Genomic DNA, 19,866 nt, shown 5'->3' with positions numbered 1-19,866 from the left:
GAGGACGACATGACCACAGGTGCGCCGCAGGCGCTCGGTGACTTCACCCCGCTTGCGCGGGCGAGGGAGCAGAAGGCCTGGTACTGGTACGACTGGGCGAACTCGGCGTTCTTCACCACGGTCCTGACGGTCCTGTTCGGCCCGCTGATGATCACGGTGGCCGGCCGGGCGGCGGGGTGCGGCGACTCTCCCGACGACACCTGTGCGCGGACGGTCGACGTGCTCGGCCTGCACCTCGCGGCGGGCTCGCTGCCGTCGTACCTCACCAGCTTCGCGACCATCGCGAGCGCGTTCGTGCTGCCGGTCGTCGGCGCGATGGTCGACCGCTCCGGCCGCAAGCGGCTGCACATGGGCTGGTGCGCGTGGGCGGGCGCCTTCGTGGGCTCCCTGCTGTTCTTCATGTACGACGACCACTGGCAGCTCGGTGCTGTCGCGGTGGTCGTCTCGAGCGTCCTCGCGGGCTGCTCGCTGGTCAGCTACTACGCGATCCTGGTCGACATCTCCACCGACGCCGAGCGCGACGCCGTCTCGTCGCGGGGCTGGGCGTTCGGCTACCTCGGCGGCGGGCTGCTGCTCCTGGTCAACCTGGCGATGGTGCTGGGCCACTCCGCGATCGGCATCGACAAGGAACTCGCGGTCCGGCTGTCCTTGCTGTCGGCGTCGGTCTGGTGGGCCGCGTTCACGATCATCCCGGTGGTCCGGCTCAAGGACCACCCCGCGCAGTCCGTGCTGCCCGAGTCCGGCGGCCTGCTCGCCCGCAGCTTCGGCCAGCTCTGGACGACGCTGCGCCAGCTGCCGGCGTACCCGGTCACGATGACGTTCCTCATCGCCTACCTCTTCTACAACGACGGCATCCAGACCGTCATCTACAGCGCGTCCATCTACGGCTCCAAGCAGCTGCACCTCGGCGACAGCGTCCTGATCGCGGCGATCCTGATGATCCAGTTCGTGGCCTTCGGGGGCGCGCTGCTCTTCGGCCGGGTCGCGGCGCGGTACGGCGCCTACCGGTGCATCGTCGGCGGCACGGTGGCCTGGATGGCGATCGTCGTGCTCGCCATCTTCCTGCCGGCCCGCAACGTGGCGGCGTTCCTGGCGGCCGGCGTCGCGATCGCGATCGTCATGGGCGGCACCCAGGCCCTGTCGCGGTCCTTCTTCTCGATGCTCATCCCCCGCGGCCGGGCGGGTGAGTACTTCGCGCTCTACAACGCCTGCGAGCGGGGCACGTCCTGGGTCGGGACGCTGCTGTTCGGCGTCGTCTTCCAGGTCACCGGCTCCTACCGGCCGGCCATCCTGTCCTTGATCGTGCTGTTCGCACTGGGCCTGGTGGTGCTGCTGAGGGTGGACCCGGCGCGTGGGATCCGAGAGGCGCAAGCGACGTCCTGAGCGGGTTCTTCCGCCGATTCCTTCGTTGTGGTTGAAACCTTTTCCCCGCGGGTAACGTTGAACAACTGGGGACGCGCGATCCGCTCCCCGTCGAATCGTCAGCTGGAGGGGTAGCAATGGCCGAGCGCACACTGCGGGGAGCCCGCCTGGGCGGGCAGTCCTTCGAGGACGAGCGCGGCATCGAGTTCGCCGCGCGGCAGCAGGTGGGATACCGCTGTCCCCAGGGTCACGTCTTCGAGATCACCATGTCGGACGAGGCCGAGGTGCCCGCGATCTGGGAGTGCCCGCGCTGCGGGCTCGAGGCCGAGAACGTCTCGGGCATCGCCCGCGAGGAGAAGAACGAGAAGCCGCAGCGCACCCACTGGGACATGCTGCTCGAGCGGCGCTCGGAGAAGGAGCTGCAGGCCATCCTCGACGAGCGGCTCGAGCTGCTCCGCGGCGGCGAGATCGGCCCGGCGCACCTGCACCGCGCCAACGCGCGCAAGCGCAAGGCGAACGCCTAGGTCGTCACTGGTCGACGACGTCGCCACGCACCACATCAGGAGGCACTCCGGGTCCGCCCGGGGTGCCTCCTGGCGTTGTGCCCGTCATGTTCCCGGTGACGTAGCCCGTGGCCCGCCCGGCGGCGTACGACAGCATCAGCCGACGGAACAGCGGCCGCGTGACCGGCAACACCAGCAGGATGCCGAACACGTCGGTGACGAACCCGGGGCTCAGCATCAGCGTGCCACCGAGGACGACCAGCGCGCCGTCGGCCAGCTCGCGGTGCGGCATCCGACCGGTCTCGAGCCGCTCGCGCAGCGCCTGCCACGCGCGGCCGCCTTCACGACGGATCAGCCACGTCCCCAGCAGGCTGTCGAGGACCAGCAGGGCGATCGTCGGCAGGATCCCGATCAGGCTGCCCACCTTGATGATCACGTAGAGCTCGACGAGCGGCATCACGATGAACGCGACGAAGAGGACCACGGCCAGCCTGCGACGTCGTCTCCCCACGGCCTCGACGATACGTGACCGCACCCCACGCCAGCGCGACGAGGGCGAGGGCTGCGATGCCGTGCGAGGGCCAGGCTCCGAGCCGTACGGCGGGCGTGAGGGACGAGCTCAGGCCGACGGTGGCCTCCAGGATCCCGGACGTACGCCGCGGCAGCGTCTGCACCACCCTGCCGTCGGGGGCGATGACGCCGGACAGCCCGTTCGTCGAGGCGACCACCAGCCAGCGCCCCTCCTCCAGCGCCCGCATCCGGGTGATGGCGAACTGCTGGTCGACCTGGCGGGTGTAGATGAACGTGGCGTTGCTCGTCTGCACGGCGAGCATCTGCGCTCCGTTGCGGACCTGGTCACGCAGCACCTCGTCGTAGGCGACGTCGAAGCAGATCGCGTCGCCGAGCCGGACCCCGGCCACGGTGAGCGGTGTCGTGCGGGTGCCGCCCACCATGTCGCGCGGGATCATGCCGAGCCGGCCGAACCGCGGGTCGCCGAGCAGCCTGCGCAGGGGGATGTATTCGCCGAAGGGCACCGGGTGGTGCTTGGTGAAGCGGTCACCGGGACCGGTGACGGGGTCCCAGACGATGCCCTGGTTGAGCATCTCGTGGTCACCCTGCTGCACGACCGCCCCGACCACGACGGGCACGCCGATGGTGGTCACGGCCTGGGTGATCAGCTGGCTCACCATCGCGTCGTAGAAGACGTCCACGACGCTGGAGTTCTCGGGCCACAGGACGAACGCGGGCCTCGGGCGGCGGCCGGCCGCGATGTCGGCCGCGAGGCGGCGGGTGCCGCTGTCCTCGTTGCGGGTGATGCCGCGCGGGTCGGCCAGCATGTTGTCGCCGCCCGGGACGTCGCCCTGGACGGCGGCGACGGTCGTCTCGCCGTCCTGGTGGAAGGGCACCGGCACGAGTGCGGGGAGGCTGAGCAGCCCGAGCGTGCCGGCCGCGGCGACGGCCCAGCGGGGACTGCGGTCCTCGACGGCGCGGGCGAGCAGGCAGCTGAGGAGGGCGAGACCGAAGCTGAGCGCGCTCATGCCGGTGTAGGCGACCGCGGGCGCGACGGGGGTGTCGATGGCGGCGTACGCGAGACGTCCCCAGGGCATGCCGCCGAACGGCCAGGTGCTGCGCAGGTCCTCCATCCCGGTCCAGACCGCGGCCAGCCAGAGCGGCCAGCACGGCAGCGTGCGGACCAGCGGCGACGCGGCGCCGACCAGGGCGTAGGTGAAGGAAACGGCGAGGGTGAGCCCGAGCCAGGCGCCGACCCCGATGCTGCGGGCCATCCAGTCGATGTGCACCACGAAGAAGCACAACCCGAAGACCCAGCCGACCAGCGCCGCCCGTCGTACCGACAGGGAGCGGAGGGCGAGGACCAGGCCGGCGACGGCGAACGGGAGGACGTACGGGATCGTGACCGGCTCGTACGCCGCCGACAGCAGCGCCCCGCAGAGGGCGGCAGTCAGGAGGCGGGCCGTCACAGCGGGCAATCTACTGCCCGCCCTTCAGGGCTCCGGGAGGGTTCCCGTCTCCTTCGGTCCACCTCGCGGCACCGGCCGGCTGCTGGCGCGGAGCTGTTGTCTAGGGAGACCGGGACCCCTCCCGGGTCGCTCTCGAGGGGCGAACCGGCCTCCGCGAACTGGGGGCGGGTGGAGCTGGCGCTTCTCCCCCGGCCTCAGCCACTCGGACGTCGGTTCGCTTGTCCACGACCTGCACGAGCGAACGAGACGTTACTTTTCGTCAGAGTGAGTGGGTCTGTCAACCACCGGCTGACCTGCACAAACGCGTAAAGCCGCAGGTCACAGCGCGCCGGTTCGCGCGCAGATTTCCGAGAAAAAACCTGTTCTCATCGGCGTGTCGCCGTGCGCCACGCCGGGTAGTGCGTCACTCCGCGGTGACGGGCCGGTTCTCGTAGTAGGTGCGCAGCACGATGGTCGTGCGGGTGGCGACGTTCGCGACCGCCCGGATCCGACCCAGCAGGTCCTCCAGGTCGGACGGGGACGTGGACCGCACCTTGATCAGGTAGGACTCGTCGCCGGCGACCGACCAGCAGCCCTCGACCTCCGTGAGGACGGTCAGCTTCTCCGGAGCGTCGTCGGGCTGGGAGGGCTCCAGCGGACGGATCGCGATGTACGCCGTGAGCGGCAGGCCGATCTCGGCGTAGTTGACGGTGGCGCCGTACCCGAGGATCAGGCCGCGCTGCTCGAGGCGCTTGACCCGCTGGTGCACCGCGGACGTCGACAGGCCGGTGGCCTTGCCGAGGTCGGTGAACGACATCCGACCGTCCGTCGCCAGGAGCTCGAGGATCTGGCGGTCGGTCGCTTCGATCGGTTGCGGCTTGCTCACGCGGTCACCCTATTGCACCCACTACGGTTGCGGCGTGGAGGAACGTCTGCTTCTGCTCGACACGGCCAGCATGTACTTCCGTGCCTACTTCGGTTCGCCGGAGATCCTGGCACCGGACGGCGCCAACGTGAACGCCGTGCGCGGGCTGCTCGGCTACATCTCCCAGCTCGTGGAGCAGTACCGCCCCACCCACCTGGTGTGCTGCTGGGACGACGACTGGCGCCCGCAGTGGCGGGTCGACCTGATCCCGTCGTACAAGGCCCACCGGGTGGTGGCGGAGGTGACCGGCGCACCCGTCGCCGAAGGCAGCGGGGAGCGAAGCGACCGACGCTACGTGGAGGAGGTGCCCGACCCGCTGCAGCTGCAGGTGCCGGTGATCCGCGAGGTGCTGGCGGCCTTCGGGATCGCCGTCGTGGGTGCGCCGGGCTACGAGGCCGACGACGTGATCGGGACGCTCGCCACCGGCGCGGGGATGCCGGTGGACATCGTCACCGGCGACCGCGACCTCTTCCAGCTGGTCTCGGACGCCGACGGGGTGCGGGTCCTCTACATCGGCAAGGGGGTCGGCCGGCACGAGCGCGTCGACGAGGCCTGGGTGCTGGAGAAGTACGGCGTGCGCGCCGACCAGTACGCCGACTTCGCGACCCTGCGCGGCGACACCTCCGACGGTCTGCCCGGGGTCAAGGGCGTCGGCGAGAAGACCGCCGCCGGCCTGCTGCAGAAGTACGGCGACCTGGCCGGGATCATCGCGGCGGCGGCCGATCCCGACTCGGCGATCGCCGGCGGCGTACGACTCAAGCTGGCGGAGGCGGCGCCGTACCTGGCGGTCGCTCCGAAGGTTGTCGCGGTCGCGCGGGACATCGCGCTCGACCGTTCCGGCCTCGCCCTGCCGCCCGCGCCGCAGGAGCCGGAGGCGCTCGCCGACCTCACCGAGCGCTGGGGGCTGGGCTCCCCCGTCGAACGGCTCACCAAGGTCATGGCCGGAATCCAGGGATGACCGCCTGCTGCGCGACGCTCGCGCGGCACGCTGGCTACGTTGTCGTCGCTTGACGGTGCAACCAGACCGCCGTCGCGGCGACGCCTTGCCATCGCACCACTCGAGCGCCGCTCGCGACGGCGCTCATCCCTGGATCCCGGCCCTACTCGCCGGCGACGATGCCCCGGCGCAGCGCTGAGACCAGCTGACGGGCGGTGTCGCGGACCGGCGTACCGGCCGCGGCGTCCGCGATCTGTCCGGCGAAGTCGACGAGCTGCTTCATCTGGCGCACGAAGTCGCCGGCCGTCAGGTCGGCGCGCCGCAGCACCTCGTCCAGGCGTTCGCCCTCCGCCCACCGGTAGGCGGTCCACGCGAAGCCCGTGTCCGGCTTGCGCAGGAAGTCGAGCCGGTGGCGCTTCTCGAGCAGCTCCAGCTCCTGCCACAGCCGCATCATGGCGTCGGTCGTCGTGGCGACCGCGCCGCCCGGGACGGGAGGCGGTGCCTCCTCGGGGCGCCGCGCCTCGTAGACCAGCACGGACAGCACCGCGCCGAGCTGGCTGGGCGTGAGGTCGTTCCACAGCCCGAGCCGGAGCGCCTCGGCGGCGACCAGGTCGAGCTCGGAGTAGATCCGCATCAGGCCGCGGCCGCGCGGGGTGACCTCCGGGTCGTCGCCCTCGGTGAGGTAGCCGAGCGTCTCGAGCACCTCGCAGACCCGATCGAAGGTGCGGGCAACGGTGTTGGTGCGCCGCTCCACCCGGCGGGCGAGCGTCTCGGTGTCCCGGTGCAGCTTGAACCAGCGCTCGGCCCAGCGGGCGTGGTCCTCGCGGTCCGGGCAGCTGTCGCACGGGTGCGCCTTCAGCTCCGCGCGCAGCGCGGCCACCTCGGCCGCGACCGCGGGGTCCTGGGTGGCCTTCTGCAGCCGCGGCTTGACCACCGACAGCGGCAGCGGCCGCACGGCCTCCTTCACCGCCAGGGCGACGTCACGGCGCTGCTGCGGGTTGCGCGGGTCCAGCTTCTTGGGGAGCCGGATGTGGGCCACGGCCTCCACCGGCACCGGGAAGTCGAGCATCCCGAGCCGGCGGCCCTGCTTCTCCGCGGTGATGACGAGGGGGCGGTGGCCGTTCTCGGACAGGCCGGGGTCGACCACGACCGCAGGACCGGCGAACTTGCCGCCGGGAACCACGATCACGTCGCCCGGCTTGAGCTTCTCCAGGGACGCTGACGCCTCGGTGCGCCGGTCGGCCTTCCGATCGCGGCTGGCGTCCTTCTGCACGTCGCTGATCCGGCGGCGCAGTGCGGCGTACTCCATGAAGTCCGCGCGGTCGCAGTGCGCGGCCTCGGCGTACCCCTCCAGGGCGTCCTCGGCCTTGCGCAGCTGGCGCGCGAGGCCGACGACGGCACGGTCGGCCTGGAACTGAGCGAAGGACTGCTCGAGCAGCTCGCGTGCGCGGTGCTTGCCGTAGGAGTGCACGAGGTTGACCGCCATGTTGTACGACGGCCGGAAGCTGCTGCGCAGCGGATAGGTGCGCGTCGAGGCCAGGCCGGCGAGCTCGCGCGGGTTCATGCCCGGCTGCCACAGCACGACCGCGTGCCCCTCGATGTCGAGGCCGCGGCGGCCCGCACGGCCGGTGAGCTGGGTGTACTCGCCCGGCGTGATGTCGGCGTGGGTCTCGCCGTTCCACTTGGTCAGCTTCTCCAGCACGACCGTGCGGGCGGGCATGTTGATGCCGAGCGCGAGGGTCTCGGTGGCGAAGACGACCTTGATCAGGCCGCGCAGGTAGAGCTCCTCGACGACGGTCTTGAACGCGGGCAGCATGCCGGCGTGGTGGGCTGCGATGCCGCGCGAGGCGGCGTCGAGGAAGTCGGTGTAGCCGAGCACCTCCAGGTCCGCGCCGGGGAGCGAGCCGAGCTCCTTCTCGACGTACGCGATGATCCGGTCGCGTTCCTCGGACCGGGTGAGCCGCAGGTTCGCGGCGACGCACTGCTCGACGGCGGCGTCGCAGCCGGCGCGGCTGAAGATGAAGTCGATGGCCGGCAACAGCTGCTCGCGCTCGAGCCGCTCGATCATCTCGATCCGGTTCGGCACCCAGACGCGGCGGCCGTTCCCGACGTTGCGCTGGCCCTGGGGCCGCTTCCCGCGCGGGCTGCGCCGGTCGCGCATCAGCCGGCTGCTGGCCCAGTCGTCGCGGGCGAGGCGCATCAGCTCCTCGTTGACCCGCGCGCCCTCGCGGACGAAGCCGGCGGCCGCGTCGACGTCGGACTCGGCGAACAGGTCGAGGAGCCGGCGGCCGACCATCACGTGCTGGTAGAGCGGCACCGGGCGCCGCTCGGCGACGATCGTGCGGGTCGTGCCGCGGACCGCCTCGAGCCACTCGCCGAACTCCTCGGCGTTCGAGACGGTGGCCGACAGGGAGATCACCGACACCGACTCGGGCAGGTGGATGATCACCTCCTCCCACACCGCACCGCGGGACCGGTCGGCGAGGTAGTGCACCTCGTCCATCACCACGTAGCCGAGGCCGACCAGCGTCCGGGAGCGCGCGTAGAGCATGTTGCGCAGCACCTCGGTGGTCATCACGACCACCGGCGCCTCGCCGTTGATGGTCGTGTCGCCGGTGAGGAGCCCGACCTTGTCCTCGCCGTAGCGTTCGACGAGGTCGGCGTACTTCTGGTTCGAGAGCGCCTTGATCGGGGTCGTGTAGAAGCACTTGCGGTCGGTGGCGAGCGCCAGGTGCACGGCGTACTCCCCCACGACGGTCTTGCCCGCGCCGGTGGGTGCCGCGACGAGGACCCCGTGACCCGCCTCGACCTCACGGCAGGCCTCGACCTGGAAGTCGTCGAGGGGGAACCGGTAACCGGCGGCGAAGTCCTCGAAGGTGCCGGCCGGGGCGCTCATGCGATCACCCAGGCCGCAGCGGGCAGGCACTCGATCGTGAGCGGCAGCGCCCCGAAGCGCTCGCCGTCGGCGTGCGCGACGACTCCCGGCGCCGCGACCGTCACCTTGCGGACCCGCACGAGCTCCCACCTTCCGATCGAGCTGATGATGACGACGTCGAGAAGTCCGTCGTCGACGCGCGCACGGGGCGCGATCGGCTTGCCGCCCGCGAACGTCGGGGTGTTGGCCACCGCGACCATCGTGGCCTCGACCTGCCGCTCCCGGCCGTCCAGGGTCAGCACGTACGGCAGCCGGCGGGTCTCGCGCAGCGAACCGAACGGGGTCAGGACCGTGGCGAACCAGCGATCGCCGGACCGGGCGAGGTCCAGGCGCTGCGGTCGCCCGGTCGTCAACCGCCGGGCCGCTGCCGCGCCGTCGCCGCGCGGCAGCCGGATGGTGCGGGCGAGGTCGTCGTGCCGGCCCGCCGGCAGCACACCGAGCGGCAGCGTCGTACCGGCGACGAGGTGGAAGCCCAGGGCCGCCATCCGGTCGTCGCCGCAGACGAGCAGGGCGTCGACGCCGTCCACGACCGCCTTGGCCGCGAGGTCCTCGGCCTCGGTCCGGTCGCGGGCGTCGAGGCGACGTACGTTCCAGCCCGCCTCCGCCAGGACCGGCAGCGCCGCATCCCGGACCTCGGCCGCCCGCCCGCGGCCCGCCGACGGGTCCGTCACCAGGGCGACGTCGCGGATGGGCAGGGGCACGCCCTGAAGCCTATGTGCAGGTCAGTGGCCGGCGCGGAGCCGCACGCCGTAGTGCGCCGGACTGGTGCCGACCGCGTTGGCGAACCGGCCGATCGCCTCGAGGACGAGACCGGCGTCCTGGGCGGTGCCGGGGACGCCGAGGGTGAGCCGCTCGCCGTCGGACAGCAGCTCGACCTGCCCGTCCCGCCACGCCTGGTGGATCCGGGTGCGGGTGGCCTCGTCGACCAGCGGAGCCGGACAGGCGACGTCGGCGGCCAGGAAGTCGCACGCGAGCTCGCCGCTGCCCGTGTCGCTGCGCAGGACCCCGGGCACGGTGGGGCGTCCGAGGGCGCACTCCGCGGACCAGGTCACGTCGTCGTCGCCGAGCCAGTCGGGGAGCTCGAACGGGTCGACGCGCTCCCACTGCCGGGGACCCATCAGATCTCGCTCATCTCGTCCGGCGACAGCCCGTGGTTGAGGTCATCGCGGCCCTTGCGTCGATCGTTGAGCCGGGCGATGACCTCGGAGACCAGGAACAGCAGGCACATCGGCAGCGCCATGAACGTCATGGTGAACGGGTCCGTCGACGGCGTTGCGGCGGCGGCGAAGATGAAGGTGCCGACGATGATCCACGGCCGGTAGGCACCGAGCTGGCGGCCCTTGACGATGCCGGCCAGGTTGAGCAGCACCACGAAGACGGGGATCTCGAAGGCGATGCCGAACACCAGCAGCGTGCGGCTGAAGAAGGACAGGTAGTCGTTGAACTCGACGAGGTTCTGCGCGCCGGCCGGGGTGAAGCCGATGAGGATCTGCAGGCCCTTGGGGAACGTCACGTAGCCCAGCACGACGCCGACCAGGAACAGCGGCCCCGCGATCGACATGAAGACGTAGGACCACTTGCGCTCGTGGGCGTGCAGGCCGGGGAGGATGAAGGCCCAGATCTGGTAGAGCCACAGCGGGCTGGTGCCGATGAGCGTGGCCAGCCCACAGAGCTTGAAGTAGAGCATGAAGCCGCCGGCCGGACCGCTCGTGATGATGGCGGTGCGGTCGTGGCCGAGGATGTCCTGGGCCTTGTTGTACGGGCCGACCACCAGGTGCAGCAGCTGGTGGTAGAAGAACATCGCGGCGACGAAGCCGAGGAGCAGGATCAGGGCGCTCTTCAGGACACGAGCGCGCAGCTCGCGGAGGTGGTCGGACAGGGCCATCCGACCGTCGGCCGAGACCGGGTGGACGGGCTTGCCGACGAAGAGGGAGACGACGCCGGACAGGGACACGTCAGTGCAGGATCAAGCGCGCTTGATCAGTTGTCGACGATCTTGCCCTCGATGGGCTTGTCCGTCTCGGCCTCGGCCGTCTTGTCGTCGTCACCGTCGCGCAGACCCTTGGTCTCCGCCTTGAAGATGCGCAGCGCCTGGCCGGTGCCCCGGGCGAACTCGGGCAGCTTCTTCGCGCCGAAGAGGAGCACGACGACGGCGAGGATGACGATCAGCTCCCATCCGCCGGGCATCTCGAAGAGGGGGTACATCGCAGTCTCTCAATCGTTCGTCGTGTCGGCGTCTGCCGTTGCTTCCATGCTACGCCCCGGGCGATGCGTAGAGAGCGAGGGTCTCACGTGCCCGGACGGTCAGGTCGGTGGCGAACTCGCTCGGCTCGAGGACCCGGGCGTGCGGCGCCAGGCGCAGCATCAGCCGGATCAGCCAGCGCGGGTCGGCCACCACCAGGTCGGCCTCGAGCCCGCCGTCCGGCTGCTCGCGCACCTCCCGCATCGGGTAGTAGTCGGTGGCCCAACGCGCCTCGGGATCGAGGCGGAGCGTGACGACGGTGCCCCGCTCCGGCGAGTCGTCGAACGGCCCGTCGGTCAGGGCCCGCGGCGCGCGCCGGGGCGACGTGACCGGCATGGCGAGCACCTCGGCGGACTCGATCCGGTCGAGCCGGAACAGCCGGTCGCCCTCGGCCGTGTGGCACCAGGCGTCGAGGTAGGAGAACCGGCCGCTGGTCGCCACGCCGAACGGGTCGACGACCCGCTCGGAGACCTCGTCCCGGGCGGGGACGTGGTAGCGGATGCGGACCTGGACGCCGGCGTCGGCTGCCTGCTGCAGCCGGGCGCTGAGCGCCACCTGCGCTGCCTCGCCGGGGTGGGTCGCGACGACCGGCCGGACGCTGGCCGCCGCCTCGAGCTTGGTGAGCACGCGGTCGACGAGGGCGCGTACGTCGGCGGGCGACCCGTCGCGCAGGGTGTGCAGCGCGACGATGACGGCGGAGGCCTCGGTGGGACTGAGCCGCATCGGCCGCGAGAGGTAGTCGGCGTTGTCGATCCGGATCACTCCGTCGGCCAGGGCGGCACCCGACTCCGAGGAGATCGCGTCGAGGTCGACGTCGATGAGGTCGTCGGGCAGCCCCCCGGGCAGGCCGCACATGAACAGCACCCGGAGGTCCGACAGGACGGCCTCGGGCGTGCTGCCGAGCAGCTCGGCGGCCTCCGCCAGGCGCACCTGGTCGCGGGTCTGCAGGAACGGGACGAGAGTGAGCAGGCGGGCGACCTGGTCGCGGGCCCCCGGGGCGGGACGTGCGCTCATGCCACGAGCTCCCGCAGGCGGGTCACGACCTGCTCGCGCAGCTCGGCCGGCTCGATCAGGACCACGTCGGCGCCGTGGTGCAGGACCTCCTCGACCAGGTTGCGGCCCACGCTCTCGAGGGTGATCCGGTCCCAGCCCGACCGCGTGTCCGGGCCGGGGACGCCGTGCTCCACCTTCGCTGCGCGACGGCGGAACCCGTGGCCGGTGTCGGTGCGGGCGAGCACCACCGCCTCGGCGTACCGCGACCGGGGTGCGAGGCGGGCGATCACGGCGCGCAGGTCGGTGTCGGGCGGGACGTCGTACGCCTGCGTCGGGCCGACCGTGCGGACCGGGCTGCGGAACCGGTCGAGGCGGAAGACTCGCTCGTCCTGGCGCCCGGTGTCGTAGCCGACCAGGTACCACCGGCCGGAGGACCGCACGACGCCCCAGGGCTGCACGTTGCGCCGCGCCGGCTCCTGGTCGGGACGCTGGTAGTCGAACATGATCGCCTGCCGCTCGCAGACAGCCTGCCAGCAGGCCGCGAAGGACGGCTCCTCGGCGGTCGGTCGGGGCTGACCGATGTCGAGCGCGCTCAGGTCGACGCCGACCCCCGCCGCCGACAGCTTGCGGACCGCGTCGGTGGTCGCCTGCGCCATCGTGGCGTCCTGCCAGACCCGGGTCGCCAGACCCACGATCGCGGCCTCGTCGGCGGTCAGCTCGACCGGCGGGAGCGCGAACTCCTCGGCCGGGATCCGGTAGCCCTGCTCGTCGTCGAACATGGGGTCGATGTGGGCCACTTCGATCGGCACGCCGAGACCACGCAGCTCGTCCTTGTCGCGCTCGAACATCTTCTCGAAGGCCTCGGGGCGGGAGTCGGCGTAGAGCAGCTCGCGGATGCGGTCCTTGGCGATCGGACGCCGCTGGACGAGCAGCATGATCAGCAGGTTGAGCAGTCGCTCGCTCTTGGGGACCGGCATGGCGTCGATTCTGCCCGAGAGGGCGCTATTCGATCAACTGTTCGACTTCGGTGCGACTGCTCAGCTCCACCGGCGGATCGGCGTCCCGTCGAGCTTCACCAGCCAGTTCTTCTGCGCGTACACCTCGACGTGGAAGGTGAAGTCGTGGTTGGCGGCGGGGATGATGAACTGGCGCTTGGTGTAGTAGTCGCCGGCGTTCAGCAGCGGAACCGGCACGTGGCACGTCTTCGTCGCCACGAATCGGTACCCCAGGAAGTACATCCGCCAGCGCCAGTTCACCGAGTTGGGCATCTTCGGGCTGATCGTCGTGAACGTCCGGGTGAGACTGGTCGTCGACGTCGTGCTGTGGCTCCACTGGCGGTCGTACTTGACCGACGCATCCACGACAGGGATCGGAAGCTTGACCGTGCCACCCACCGTGTTGGATGTGCCGTTGGTGACGGCCGTCATCTCGCCCTGAGCCGTGGAGATCGACTGCTGTCCGCCGAACTGGAAGGTGTCGGCCGCGACACTGGTCGGGATCCACACCGGGATACCGCGAGTCGTCGTGATCCACGTGCGCGTCGCGCCGGCACACTTGGAGCTCGGGAAAGGTCCTGTCTGAGCGTGGACGGGTGCGTTCACCATCGAAAGTCCAGCGATCATGGCGACGGCGGCTGCGAGCTTCTTCAACGTATCTCCCGAGCAGGTGGCGGCGGCTGGTGCGGAGTGGTCCTACCCACCCGCAAGGACATCAACCACGAAGTACAGCGTGGAGTTCGCGGGAATGCCCTTCTGCCCGGTCTTCCCGTAGCCCAGGGCCGGCGGGATCTGCACCATCACCCGGCTGCCCACGTGTGCACCGATCAATCCTCGGCTCCAGCCCTTGACCACGGGGGTCACGAAGACCCCGGTGGGCTGGCTGTTCTGGAAAGGCTCGACCTTCGTGCCGATCAATGCGTTGAGCGCAGCGTTCTTGGAGAAGTTCTCGTCGAACGGCGCCTTGCCTCGGTAGACCTGCCCGAGGTACTTCACGACGGCGGTGGAGCCGTTGGCGAGCGCCGGCCCGGAGCCCTGGATGAGCGTGGTCGTCTGCAGCTTGCCGGTCGGCTTCGGGGTGCCGGTGAAGTCGAGGGCGCTGGGAGCGCCGTTCTTGACGACGACCTTCGGCGCCCACGTGGCCGGCGTCGCGGCGGTGCCGGTCGGCGCCTTCTGGGTCAGCTGGGCGGCGGTCTGCACCCCGACCACGTCCGCCACGATCACCAGCCCGTCCTGGTTGCCGATGTCGAAGTGGCCGTTCGGCAGCGCGGTGACGTACTGCGGGAAGGCCTGCGTGGCTCCGACGGCGATCGCGATCCGGGTGCCGACGGTGACGCCCGCCTTCACGTAGGACTGGAGGAAGCTGACGAACAGGTCGCCCATGGCCTGCGGCTGGATGGTGGCGCCGCTGACCGGCACGACGAGTCCGCCGTACGTCGAGGTGAACGTCGAGATCGGGGTCTGCTCGGTGTAGCCGTCAGCGACCGCGATGTTGACCACGGCGGTGTCGCCGTTCGCCAGCGCGGGGCCGGTGCCCTTCACGAGGGTCTTCGTCTCGGGGTCGGTGGCGTCCATCTGCTTCTTCCAGGTGAACGTCGGCGCCTGCCCGAAGCTGCCGCCGATCGTGACGGCGTCGAAGCCCTTCGCGGTGTCGCTGCTCCCGCACGCGACGAGCGAGAGGGCGAGGGCGGGAACGACGGCGAGCGCGGCTACGCGGCGGAGACGGGTCGACACGGCGGCAACCTTAGCCAACGCGCCCGGTACGCCGGTGCTCACATGCCGTCGATCAGCCGCTGCACCCGCTCGTCGTACGCCCGGAACGGGTCCTTGCACAGGACCGTCCGCTGCGCCTGGTCGTTGAGCTTGAGGTGGACCCAGTCCACGGTGAAGTCGCGGCGGCGCTCCTGCGCCTTGCGGATGAACTCGCCACGGAGCCGCGCCCGGGTGTTCTGCGGGGGCACCGACTTGGCCTCGAAGATCTTCAGGTCGGTGGTGACCCGGGCGACCGCGCCACGCTTCTCCAGCAGGTAGTAGAGACCACGCCCGCGGTGGATGTCGTGGTAGGCGAGATCGAGCTGGGCGATCCGCGCGTGGCCCAGCGGCAGGCCGTGCTTGGCGCGATAGCGCTCGATCAGCTTCCACTTGATCACCCAGTCGATCTCGCGATCGATCAGGCTCAGGTCGTCGGCCTCGACGGCCTTGAGCGCGCGCTCCCACAGGTCGAGGGTGCGCTCGATCACCGGGGTGCTGATGGCGCGGCGGTCGACGAAGTCGCGTGCCTTGCCGAGGTACTCGGCCTGGATCTCCAGCGCGCTCGCCTCGCGGCCGTTGGCGAGCCGGACCTTGCGCCGGCCCGTCATGTCGTGGGAGATCTCGCGGATCGCCCGGATCGGGTTCTCCAGGGTGAGGTCACGCATGACCACGCCCTCCTCGATCATCCGCAGCACCAGGTCGCAGCTGGCGACCTTGAGCATCGTGGTGCTCTCGGACATGTTGGAGTCGCCGACGATGACGTGGAGGCGGCGGTACTTCTCCGCGTCGGCGTGCGGCTCGTCGCGGGTGTTGATGATCGGGCGGCTGCGGGTGGTCGCCGAGGAGACGCCCTCCCAGATGTGCTCGGCCCGTTGGCTCACCGAGTACGCCGCACCGCGCGGCGTCTGCGTCACCTTTCCCGCCCCCACCATGATCTGGCGGCTGACCAGGAACGGGATGAGCACGTCGGCCAGCTTGCTGAACTCCCCGGCCCGCGAGACCAGGTAGTTCTCGTGGCAGCCGTAGGAGTTGCCGGCGGAGTCGGTGTTGTTCTTGAACAGGTAGATCTCGCCGGCGATGCCCTCGTCGTGCAGCCGCTGCTCGGCGTCGAGCAGCAGCCCCTCGAGGACCCGCTCGCCCGCCTTGTCGTGGGCGACGAGGTCGAGGACGTCGTCGCACTCGGGCGTGGCGTACTCCGGGTGGCTGCCGACGTCGAGGTAGAGCCGGGCGCCGTTGCGGAGGAAGACGTTGGAGCTGCGCCCCCACGACACGACCTTGCGGAACAGGTAGCGCGCGACCTCGTCAGGGCTGAGCCGGCGCTGCCCCTTGAAGGTGCACGTGACGCCGTACTCGTTCTCGATCCCGAAGATCCGGCGGTCCATGCAGCAACACTAGTGCGTCGGAGGTCACCGCGTCCGTAGCCTGACGTACATGATCGATGGTCCTGACATGCCCTTGACCGTGGCCCGCTGGCACCAGGCCGCCGCCGCCCGCGACGCCGCCGCGCTCGACGACCTGCTCGCCGAGGACGCCGTGTTCCACTCCCCCGCGGTGCACACGCCGCAGGAGGGCCGGGCGATCACGAAGCACTACCTGGCCTCGGCGTTCGACGTGCTCGGACCGACGCTCACCTACCACCGTCAGTGGTACGCCGACGGCTCGGCCGTGCTGGAGTTCACGGCCGAGCTCGACGGGCTGTCGGTGCAGGGCGTCGACATGTTCGAGTGGGGCGCGGACGGTCGGATCACCGACTTCACCGTGATGGCGCGGCCCTTCAAGGGCCTGGTGAAGCTGATGGAGCTGATGGCGGCGCGCCTCCAGCAGTGAACCGGTGATCAGGCGAGCAGCTGCGCGATTCGCTCCGGGGCCAGCCGGCTGAACTTGCGCGGCTGGATCCGGGTGCGGTCCAGCACCGCCACCTCGAGGTCGTCGACCGGGATGACCCGGTCCTCGCTCGCGGTGTGCCCGACGGCCGCCACGGCCACCTTGAGGGCGGATGACAGGTCCGCTCCGGCGACGTAGTGCTCCTGGAGGTACGTCGACAGGGTCTCCGCGTCGCCGCCCATCACCGCGAAGCCGTGCTCGTCGGCGACCCGGCCCTCGTAGGTGAGTCGGTAGATCTGGTCGGCCTCGGGCTCGTCACCGATCTCGGCGACGAAGATCTCGACCTCGTACGGCTTCTCGCCGCCGGAGGAGAAGATGGTGCCGAGGGTCTGCGCGTAGGCGTTGGCCAGGCCGCGACCGGTCACGTCGGAGCGGTCGTAGGCGTAGCCGCGCATGTCCGCGAGGCGTACGCCGGCGATGCGCAGGTTCTCGAACTCGTTGTAGCGGCCGACCGCGGCGAACGCGATGCGGTCGTAGAGCTCGGCCACCTTGTGCAGGGTCTTGGACGGGTTCTCGGTCACGAACAGCACGCCGTCGGCGTACTGCAGCGCGAGGAGGGAACGGCCTCGGGCGATGCCCTTGCGGGCGAAGTCGGCCCGGTCCTTCATCAGCTGCTCGGGCGAGACGTAGTACGGCATGCTCATCGGCTACTCCCCTGCCTCGATCGGTGCCAACGGGCCGTCGGGTCGACGCATCCGCTCCCCCACCACCTGGTCGGCGAAGGCGCCGATCGCGGCCTCGTCGAGGCGTACCGCACCGGCCGCGGTCACGACCCACACGACCGGGAAGATCCGGCGGGTCAGGTCGGGTCCGCCCGTGGCTGAGTCGTCGTCGGCCGCGTCGTACAGGGCCTGGAGGCAGACACGCACGGCGTCGTCCTGGACGAGGTCTGCGCGCCAGAGCTTCTTGAGGGCGCCGCGGGCGAACATCGAGCCGGAGCCGACCGTGAAGAACTGCGACTCCTCGTGGCGGCCGCCGGTCACGTCGTACCCGAAGATCCGGCCGACGCCCTTGGCGAGGTCGTAGCCTGCGAACATCGGCACGACCGCCAGGCCCTGCATGGCCATCCCGAGGTTGCCGCGGATGAGCGCGGAGAGGCGGTTGGCCTTGCCGTCCAGCGACAACGGGGCGCCCTCGATCTTCTCGTAGTGCTCGAGCTCGACCTGGAACAGCCGCACCATCTCCACGGCGAGGCCGGCCGTGCCGGCGATGCCGACCACCGAGAACTCGTCGGCAGGGAACACCTTCTGGATGTCGCGCTGGGCGATGACGTTGCCCATGGTCGCGCGGCGGTCGCCCGCCATCACCAGGCCGCCGGGGAAGGTCACGGCGACGATGGTGGTGCCGTGCGGCGCGATCTCGGCCGCGGAACCGGCCGGGAGGCTGCGCGTGGGCAACAGGTCGGGCGCGGTGTCGGCGAGGAAGTCGGAGAACGAGCTCGAGCCCGGTCGGAGGTACGCCGCGGGGATGCGGGCGTCTCCGCCGGCCTGCTGACTCACTCGCCGCCCTTCTGGATGAACGACTTCACGAAGTCCTCCGCGTTGGACTCCAGGACGTCGTCGATCTCGTCGAGGATCGCGTCGACGTCGTCATCGAGTGCCTCCTTGCGCTCGGCGACGTCGCTCTCGGTCGCGGCCTGGGTCTCCTCGACCTCGTCGCCGCTCTTCTGCGGTTGCTTCTGCTCCTGCGCCATGTTCCGACCCTATCCATTCAGCGGCTGAGTGCGCGGACCAATTGCTCTGCCGTGGCGCTGTTGTCGATCAGCTCGCCGACGTGCGCCTTGGTGCCGCGCACCGGGTCCATCGTCGGCACGCGCTGCAACGAGTCGCGGCCGGGCAGGTCGAAGATGACCGAGTCCCAGGACGCGGCGGCCACCGACTCGGCGTACTTGTCCAGGCAGCGGCCGCGGAAGTAGGCCCGCGTGTCCTCGGGCGGCTCGCTGGTCGCGCTCTCGACGAGGTCGTCGGTGAGCAGGCGCTGGATGCGGCCGCCGGCGAGCAGGCGGTGGTAGAGACCCTTCTCGGGACGGATGTCGGAGTACTGGATGTCGATCAGCTGCAGCTTCGCGTCGTCCCAGCCGAGCCCGTCGCGGTCGCGGTACTGCTCCAGCAGCTTGAGCTTGGCCACCCAGTCGAGCTGGTCCGCCAGGCTCATCGGGTCACGCTCGAGCCGGTCGAGCACGTCCTCCCACCGGCGCAGTACGTCGGCCGTCTGCTCGTCGATGTCGGTGCCGAACCGGTCCTCGACGTACTTCTTGGCGAGGTCGAGGTACTCCAGCTGGAGCTGGACCGCGGTCAGCTTGCGGCCGTCCTGCAGCGTCATCGTGTGCTGCAGGCTCGGATCGTGGGACACGGCACGCAGCGCCTTGACCGGGTTGATCACCGACAGCTCGCGCGACACGAACCCGTCCTCGATCATCGCGAGGACCAGCGAGGTGGTGCCGAGCTTGAGGTACGTCGAGATCTCGGCCAGGTTCGCGTCGCCGATGATCACGTGCAGCCGGCGGTAGCGGTCGGGGTCGGCGTGCGGCTCGTCGCGGGTGTTGATGATCGGGCGCTTCAGCGTGGTCTCGAGGCCGACCTCCACCTCGAAGAAGTCGGCGCGCTGGCTGATCTGGAAGCCGTGGTCGCGGCCGTCCTGCCCGATGCCGACGCGGCCCGCGCCGCAGAACACCTGGCGGCTCACGAAGAACGGCGTGAGGTGCTTGACGATGTCGGCGAAGGGCGTCTGGCGCCGCATCAGGTAGTTCTCATGGGTGCCGTAGGACGCGCCCTTGTTGTCGGTGTTGTTCTTGTAGAGCGCGATCGAGGGGCTGGTGGGCAGCCGACGGGCCAGCTGCTGCGCCTCCAGCATGATCCGCTCGCCGGCCTTGTCCCAGCGGACGATGTCGAGCGGCGTCAGCACCTCGGGCGTGGAGTACTCCGGGTGCGCGTGGTCGACGTACAGGCGCGCCCCGTTGGTGAGGATCACGTTCGCGAGACCGAGGTCCTCGTCGGTCAGCTGGCTGGGGTCCGCCACCTGCCGGCTCATGTCGAACCCGCGCGCGTCCCGCAGCGGGGCCTCCTCCTCGAAGTCCCACCGTGCGCGGCGGGCCCGCACCGACGCAGCGGCGTACGCGTTGACGACCTGGGACGACGCCACCATGGCGTTCGCCGACGGCTGCCCCTGCACCGCGATGCCGTACTCGACCTCGGTGCCCATCACCCGTCGTACGCTCATGCTTCCAGCGTACGGCGTGCGTGTGGCCGGTGAAGGCGTAGCGGGGTTGGTGTGCGGGGTGGGGGTGTCACCGGACGCTCCCGAGCCGCAGGCGCACGCCGCAGCCCGGACCAACCCACCCGCAGTGCACGGACGTGGCGGGGGGCCGAGGAACCTGTGCG

Annotated in this window: 21 protein-coding genes; 4 read left to right on the top strand and 17 right to left on the bottom strand. The window is 70.6% G+C overall.

The features are described from left to right. Positions 1-9: 9 nt before the first annotated feature. Both ACYVAQ_RS20620 and ACYVAQ_RS20615 read left to right on the top strand, forming a co-directional pair. Positions 10-1,383 carry an MFS transporter gene (locus ACYVAQ_RS20620; RefSeq protein WP_460792396.1) on the top strand — a complete coding sequence of 458 codons (1,374 nt, stop codon included), beginning with the start codon at positions 10-12 and terminating at the stop codon, positions 1,381-1,383. A 116-nt stretch (positions 1,384-1,499) separates the two neighbouring features. Further along, positions 1,500-1,886 carry an RNA polymerase-binding protein RbpA gene (locus ACYVAQ_RS20615; protein WP_460792395.1) on the top strand — a complete coding sequence of 129 codons (387 nt, stop codon included), beginning with the start codon at positions 1,500-1,502 and terminating at the stop codon, positions 1,884-1,886. A gap of 4 nt (positions 1,887-1,890) precedes the next feature. Here ACYVAQ_RS20615 and ACYVAQ_RS20610 read toward each other — a convergent pair whose 3' ends face one another. From ACYVAQ_RS20610 to ACYVAQ_RS20600, 3 genes are all read right to left on the bottom strand, one after another. After that, positions 1,891-2,301, bottom strand: coding sequence for an FxsA family protein (locus ACYVAQ_RS20610; protein ID WP_460792394.1), 411 nt, complete (start codon positions 2,299-2,301; stop codon positions 1,891-1,893). Beyond that, positions 2,207-3,844, bottom strand: coding sequence for an apolipoprotein N-acyltransferase (gene lnt / locus ACYVAQ_RS20605; RefSeq protein WP_460792393.1), 1,638 nt, complete (start codon positions 3,842-3,844; stop codon positions 2,207-2,209). The genes ACYVAQ_RS20610 and lnt overlap by 95 nt, the downstream gene beginning before the upstream one ends. Positions 3,845-4,247: 403 nt before the next feature. Then, positions 4,248-4,709 carry an Lrp/AsnC family transcriptional regulator gene (locus tag ACYVAQ_RS20600; protein WP_460792392.1) on the bottom strand — a complete coding sequence of 154 codons (462 nt, stop codon included), beginning with the start codon at positions 4,707-4,709 and terminating at the stop codon, positions 4,248-4,250. 34 nt (positions 4,710-4,743) lie between these two features. Between ACYVAQ_RS20600 and ACYVAQ_RS20595 the strand changes: the two genes are divergently transcribed. Further along, on the top strand, positions 4,744-5,706 hold the full coding sequence (locus ACYVAQ_RS20595) for a 5'-3' exonuclease (protein ID WP_460792391.1): 963 nt from the start codon (positions 4,744-4,746) through the stop codon (positions 5,704-5,706). Positions 5,707-5,848: 142 nt separating this feature from the next. On the opposite strand, the gene ACYVAQ_RS20590 is transcribed toward ACYVAQ_RS20595, so the two are convergent. The 10 genes from ACYVAQ_RS20590 to pafA all read right to left on the bottom strand — a co-directional run bounded on the left by ACYVAQ_RS20590 (position 5,849) and on the right by pafA (position 15,984). Beyond that, the gene (locus ACYVAQ_RS20590) at positions 5,849-8,581 is read right to left on the bottom strand and encodes a DEAD/DEAH box helicase (protein ID WP_460792390.1); all 2,733 of its coding nucleotides are present in this window, start codon (positions 8,579-8,581) and stop codon (positions 5,849-5,851) included. Continuing rightward, complete coding sequence (locus tag ACYVAQ_RS20585) at positions 8,578-9,321, bottom strand: diacylglycerol/lipid kinase family protein (protein WP_460792389.1); 744 nt, start codon at positions 9,319-9,321, stop codon at positions 8,578-8,580. The genes ACYVAQ_RS20590 and ACYVAQ_RS20585 overlap by 4 nt, the downstream gene beginning before the upstream one ends. A 21-nt stretch (positions 9,322-9,342) precedes the next feature. Continuing rightward, positions 9,343-9,738, bottom strand: a complete 396-nt coding sequence (locus tag ACYVAQ_RS20580; protein ID WP_460792388.1) for a hypothetical protein — start codon at positions 9,736-9,738, stop codon at positions 9,343-9,345. Beyond that, positions 9,738-10,574 (bottom strand): twin-arginine translocase subunit TatC, encoded by an 837-nt coding sequence (gene tatC, locus ACYVAQ_RS20575; protein WP_460792387.1) that lies wholly within the window; start codon positions 10,572-10,574, stop codon positions 9,738-9,740. The genes ACYVAQ_RS20580 and tatC overlap by 1 nt, the downstream gene beginning before the upstream one ends. A 26-nt stretch (positions 10,575-10,600) precedes the next feature. Further along, positions 10,601-10,825, bottom strand: a complete 225-nt coding sequence (locus tag ACYVAQ_RS20570; RefSeq protein ID WP_460792386.1) for a Sec-independent protein translocase subunit TatA — start codon at positions 10,823-10,825, stop codon at positions 10,601-10,603. A 49-nt stretch (positions 10,826-10,874) separates the two neighbouring features. Further along, on the bottom strand, positions 10,875-11,876 hold the full coding sequence (locus ACYVAQ_RS20565) for a helix-turn-helix transcriptional regulator (protein ID WP_460792385.1): 1,002 nt from the start codon (positions 11,874-11,876) through the stop codon (positions 10,875-10,877). Beyond that, positions 11,873-12,832, bottom strand: coding sequence for a helix-turn-helix transcriptional regulator (locus ACYVAQ_RS20560; RefSeq protein ID WP_460792384.1), 960 nt, complete (start codon positions 12,830-12,832; stop codon positions 11,873-11,875). Before ACYVAQ_RS20560 ends, ACYVAQ_RS20565 begins: the two co-directional genes overlap by 4 nt. A gap of 60 nt (positions 12,833-12,892) precedes the next feature. Beyond that, the gene (locus tag ACYVAQ_RS20555) at positions 12,893-13,360 is read right to left on the bottom strand and encodes a hypothetical protein (RefSeq protein ID WP_460792383.1); all 468 of its coding nucleotides are present in this window, start codon (positions 13,358-13,360) and stop codon (positions 12,893-12,895) included. A 186-nt stretch (positions 13,361-13,546) separates the two neighbouring features. Continuing rightward, positions 13,547-14,584, bottom strand: a complete 1,038-nt coding sequence (locus ACYVAQ_RS20550; protein ID WP_460792382.1) for an FKBP-type peptidyl-prolyl cis-trans isomerase — start codon at positions 14,582-14,584, stop codon at positions 13,547-13,549. A 38-nt stretch (positions 14,585-14,622) separates the two neighbouring features. Then, positions 14,623-15,984, bottom strand: a complete 1,362-nt coding sequence (gene pafA, locus ACYVAQ_RS20545) for a Pup--protein ligase (RefSeq protein ID WP_460792381.1) — start codon at positions 15,982-15,984, stop codon at positions 14,623-14,625. A 49-nt stretch (positions 15,985-16,033) separates the two neighbouring features. Here pafA and ACYVAQ_RS20540 point away from each other — a divergent pair, with 49 nt between their 5' ends. After that, positions 16,034-16,429 (top strand): nuclear transport factor 2 family protein, encoded by a 396-nt coding sequence (locus tag ACYVAQ_RS20540; RefSeq protein ID WP_460792380.1) that lies wholly within the window; start codon positions 16,034-16,036, stop codon positions 16,427-16,429. An 8-nt stretch (positions 16,430-16,437) separates the two neighbouring features. Here ACYVAQ_RS20540 and prcA read toward each other — a convergent pair whose 3' ends face one another. The 4 genes from prcA to dop are packed head-to-tail and all read right to left on the bottom strand — an operon-like array spanning position 16,438 to position 19,705. Further along, positions 16,438-17,130, bottom strand: coding sequence for a proteasome subunit alpha (prcA, locus tag ACYVAQ_RS20535; RefSeq protein WP_460792377.1), 693 nt, complete (start codon positions 17,128-17,130; stop codon positions 16,438-16,440). Positions 17,131-17,133: 3 nt separating this feature from the next. Further along, the gene (gene prcB, locus ACYVAQ_RS20530; RefSeq protein ID WP_460792376.1) at positions 17,134-17,985 is read right to left on the bottom strand and encodes a proteasome subunit beta; all 852 of its coding nucleotides are present in this window, start codon (positions 17,983-17,985) and stop codon (positions 17,134-17,136) included. After that, a complete protein-coding gene (locus ACYVAQ_RS20525; protein WP_460792375.1) occupies positions 17,982-18,179 on the bottom strand; it encodes a ubiquitin-like protein Pup in 198 nt (65 codons plus the stop codon). The genes prcB and ACYVAQ_RS20525 overlap by 4 nt, the downstream gene beginning before the upstream one ends. Positions 18,180-18,196: 17 nt before the next feature. Continuing rightward, positions 18,197-19,705: a depupylase/deamidase Dop gene (gene dop / locus ACYVAQ_RS20520; RefSeq protein WP_460792374.1), complete on the bottom strand. Its 1,509-nt coding sequence runs from the start codon at positions 19,703-19,705 to the stop codon at positions 18,197-18,199. Positions 19,706-19,866 lie beyond the last annotated feature (161 nt).

It is taken from the genome of Nocardioides maradonensis (assembly GCF_054777115.1).
Note: the sequence above shows the minus strand (reverse complement) of the source record. Positions and strands in the feature narration are given on the sequence as shown.

Coding starts and splice junctions, on each gene's coding strand:
- prcA (WP_460792377.1), bottom strand. CDS start 17,130: ATGAGCATGCCGTACTACGTCTCGCCCGAGCAGCTGATGAAGGACCGG.
- dop (WP_460792374.1), bottom strand. CDS start 19,705: ATGAGCGTACGACGGGTGATGGGCACCGAGGTCGAGTACGGCATCGCG.
- ACYVAQ_RS20615 (WP_460792395.1), top strand. CDS start 1,500: ATGGCCGAGCGCACACTGCGGGGAGCCCGCCTGGGCGGGCAGTCCTTC.
- ACYVAQ_RS20620 (WP_460792396.1), top strand. CDS start 10: ATGACCACAGGTGCGCCGCAGGCGCTCGGTGACTTCACCCCGCTTGCG.
- pafA (WP_460792381.1), bottom strand. CDS start 15,984: ATGGACCGCCGGATCTTCGGGATCGAGAACGAGTACGGCGTCACGTGC.
- ACYVAQ_RS20590 (WP_460792390.1), bottom strand. CDS start 8,581: ATGAGCGCCCCGGCCGGCACCTTCGAGGACTTCGCCGCCGGTTACCGG.
- ACYVAQ_RS20540 (WP_460792380.1), top strand. CDS start 16,034: ATGATCGATGGTCCTGACATGCCCTTGACCGTGGCCCGCTGGCACCAG.
- ACYVAQ_RS20580 (WP_460792388.1), bottom strand. CDS start 9,738: ATGGGTCCCCGGCAGTGGGAGCGCGTCGACCCGTTCGAGCTCCCCGAC.
- ACYVAQ_RS20525 (WP_460792375.1), bottom strand. CDS start 18,179: ATGGCGCAGGAGCAGAAGCAACCGCAGAAGAGCGGCGACGAGGTCGAG.
- ACYVAQ_RS20560 (WP_460792384.1), bottom strand. CDS start 12,832: ATGCCGGTCCCCAAGAGCGAGCGACTGCTCAACCTGCTGATCATGCTG.
- ACYVAQ_RS20570 (WP_460792386.1), bottom strand. CDS start 10,825: ATGTACCCCCTCTTCGAGATGCCCGGCGGATGGGAGCTGATCGTCATC.
- ACYVAQ_RS20565 (WP_460792385.1), bottom strand. CDS start 11,876: ATGAGCGCACGTCCCGCCCCGGGGGCCCGCGACCAGGTCGCCCGCCTG.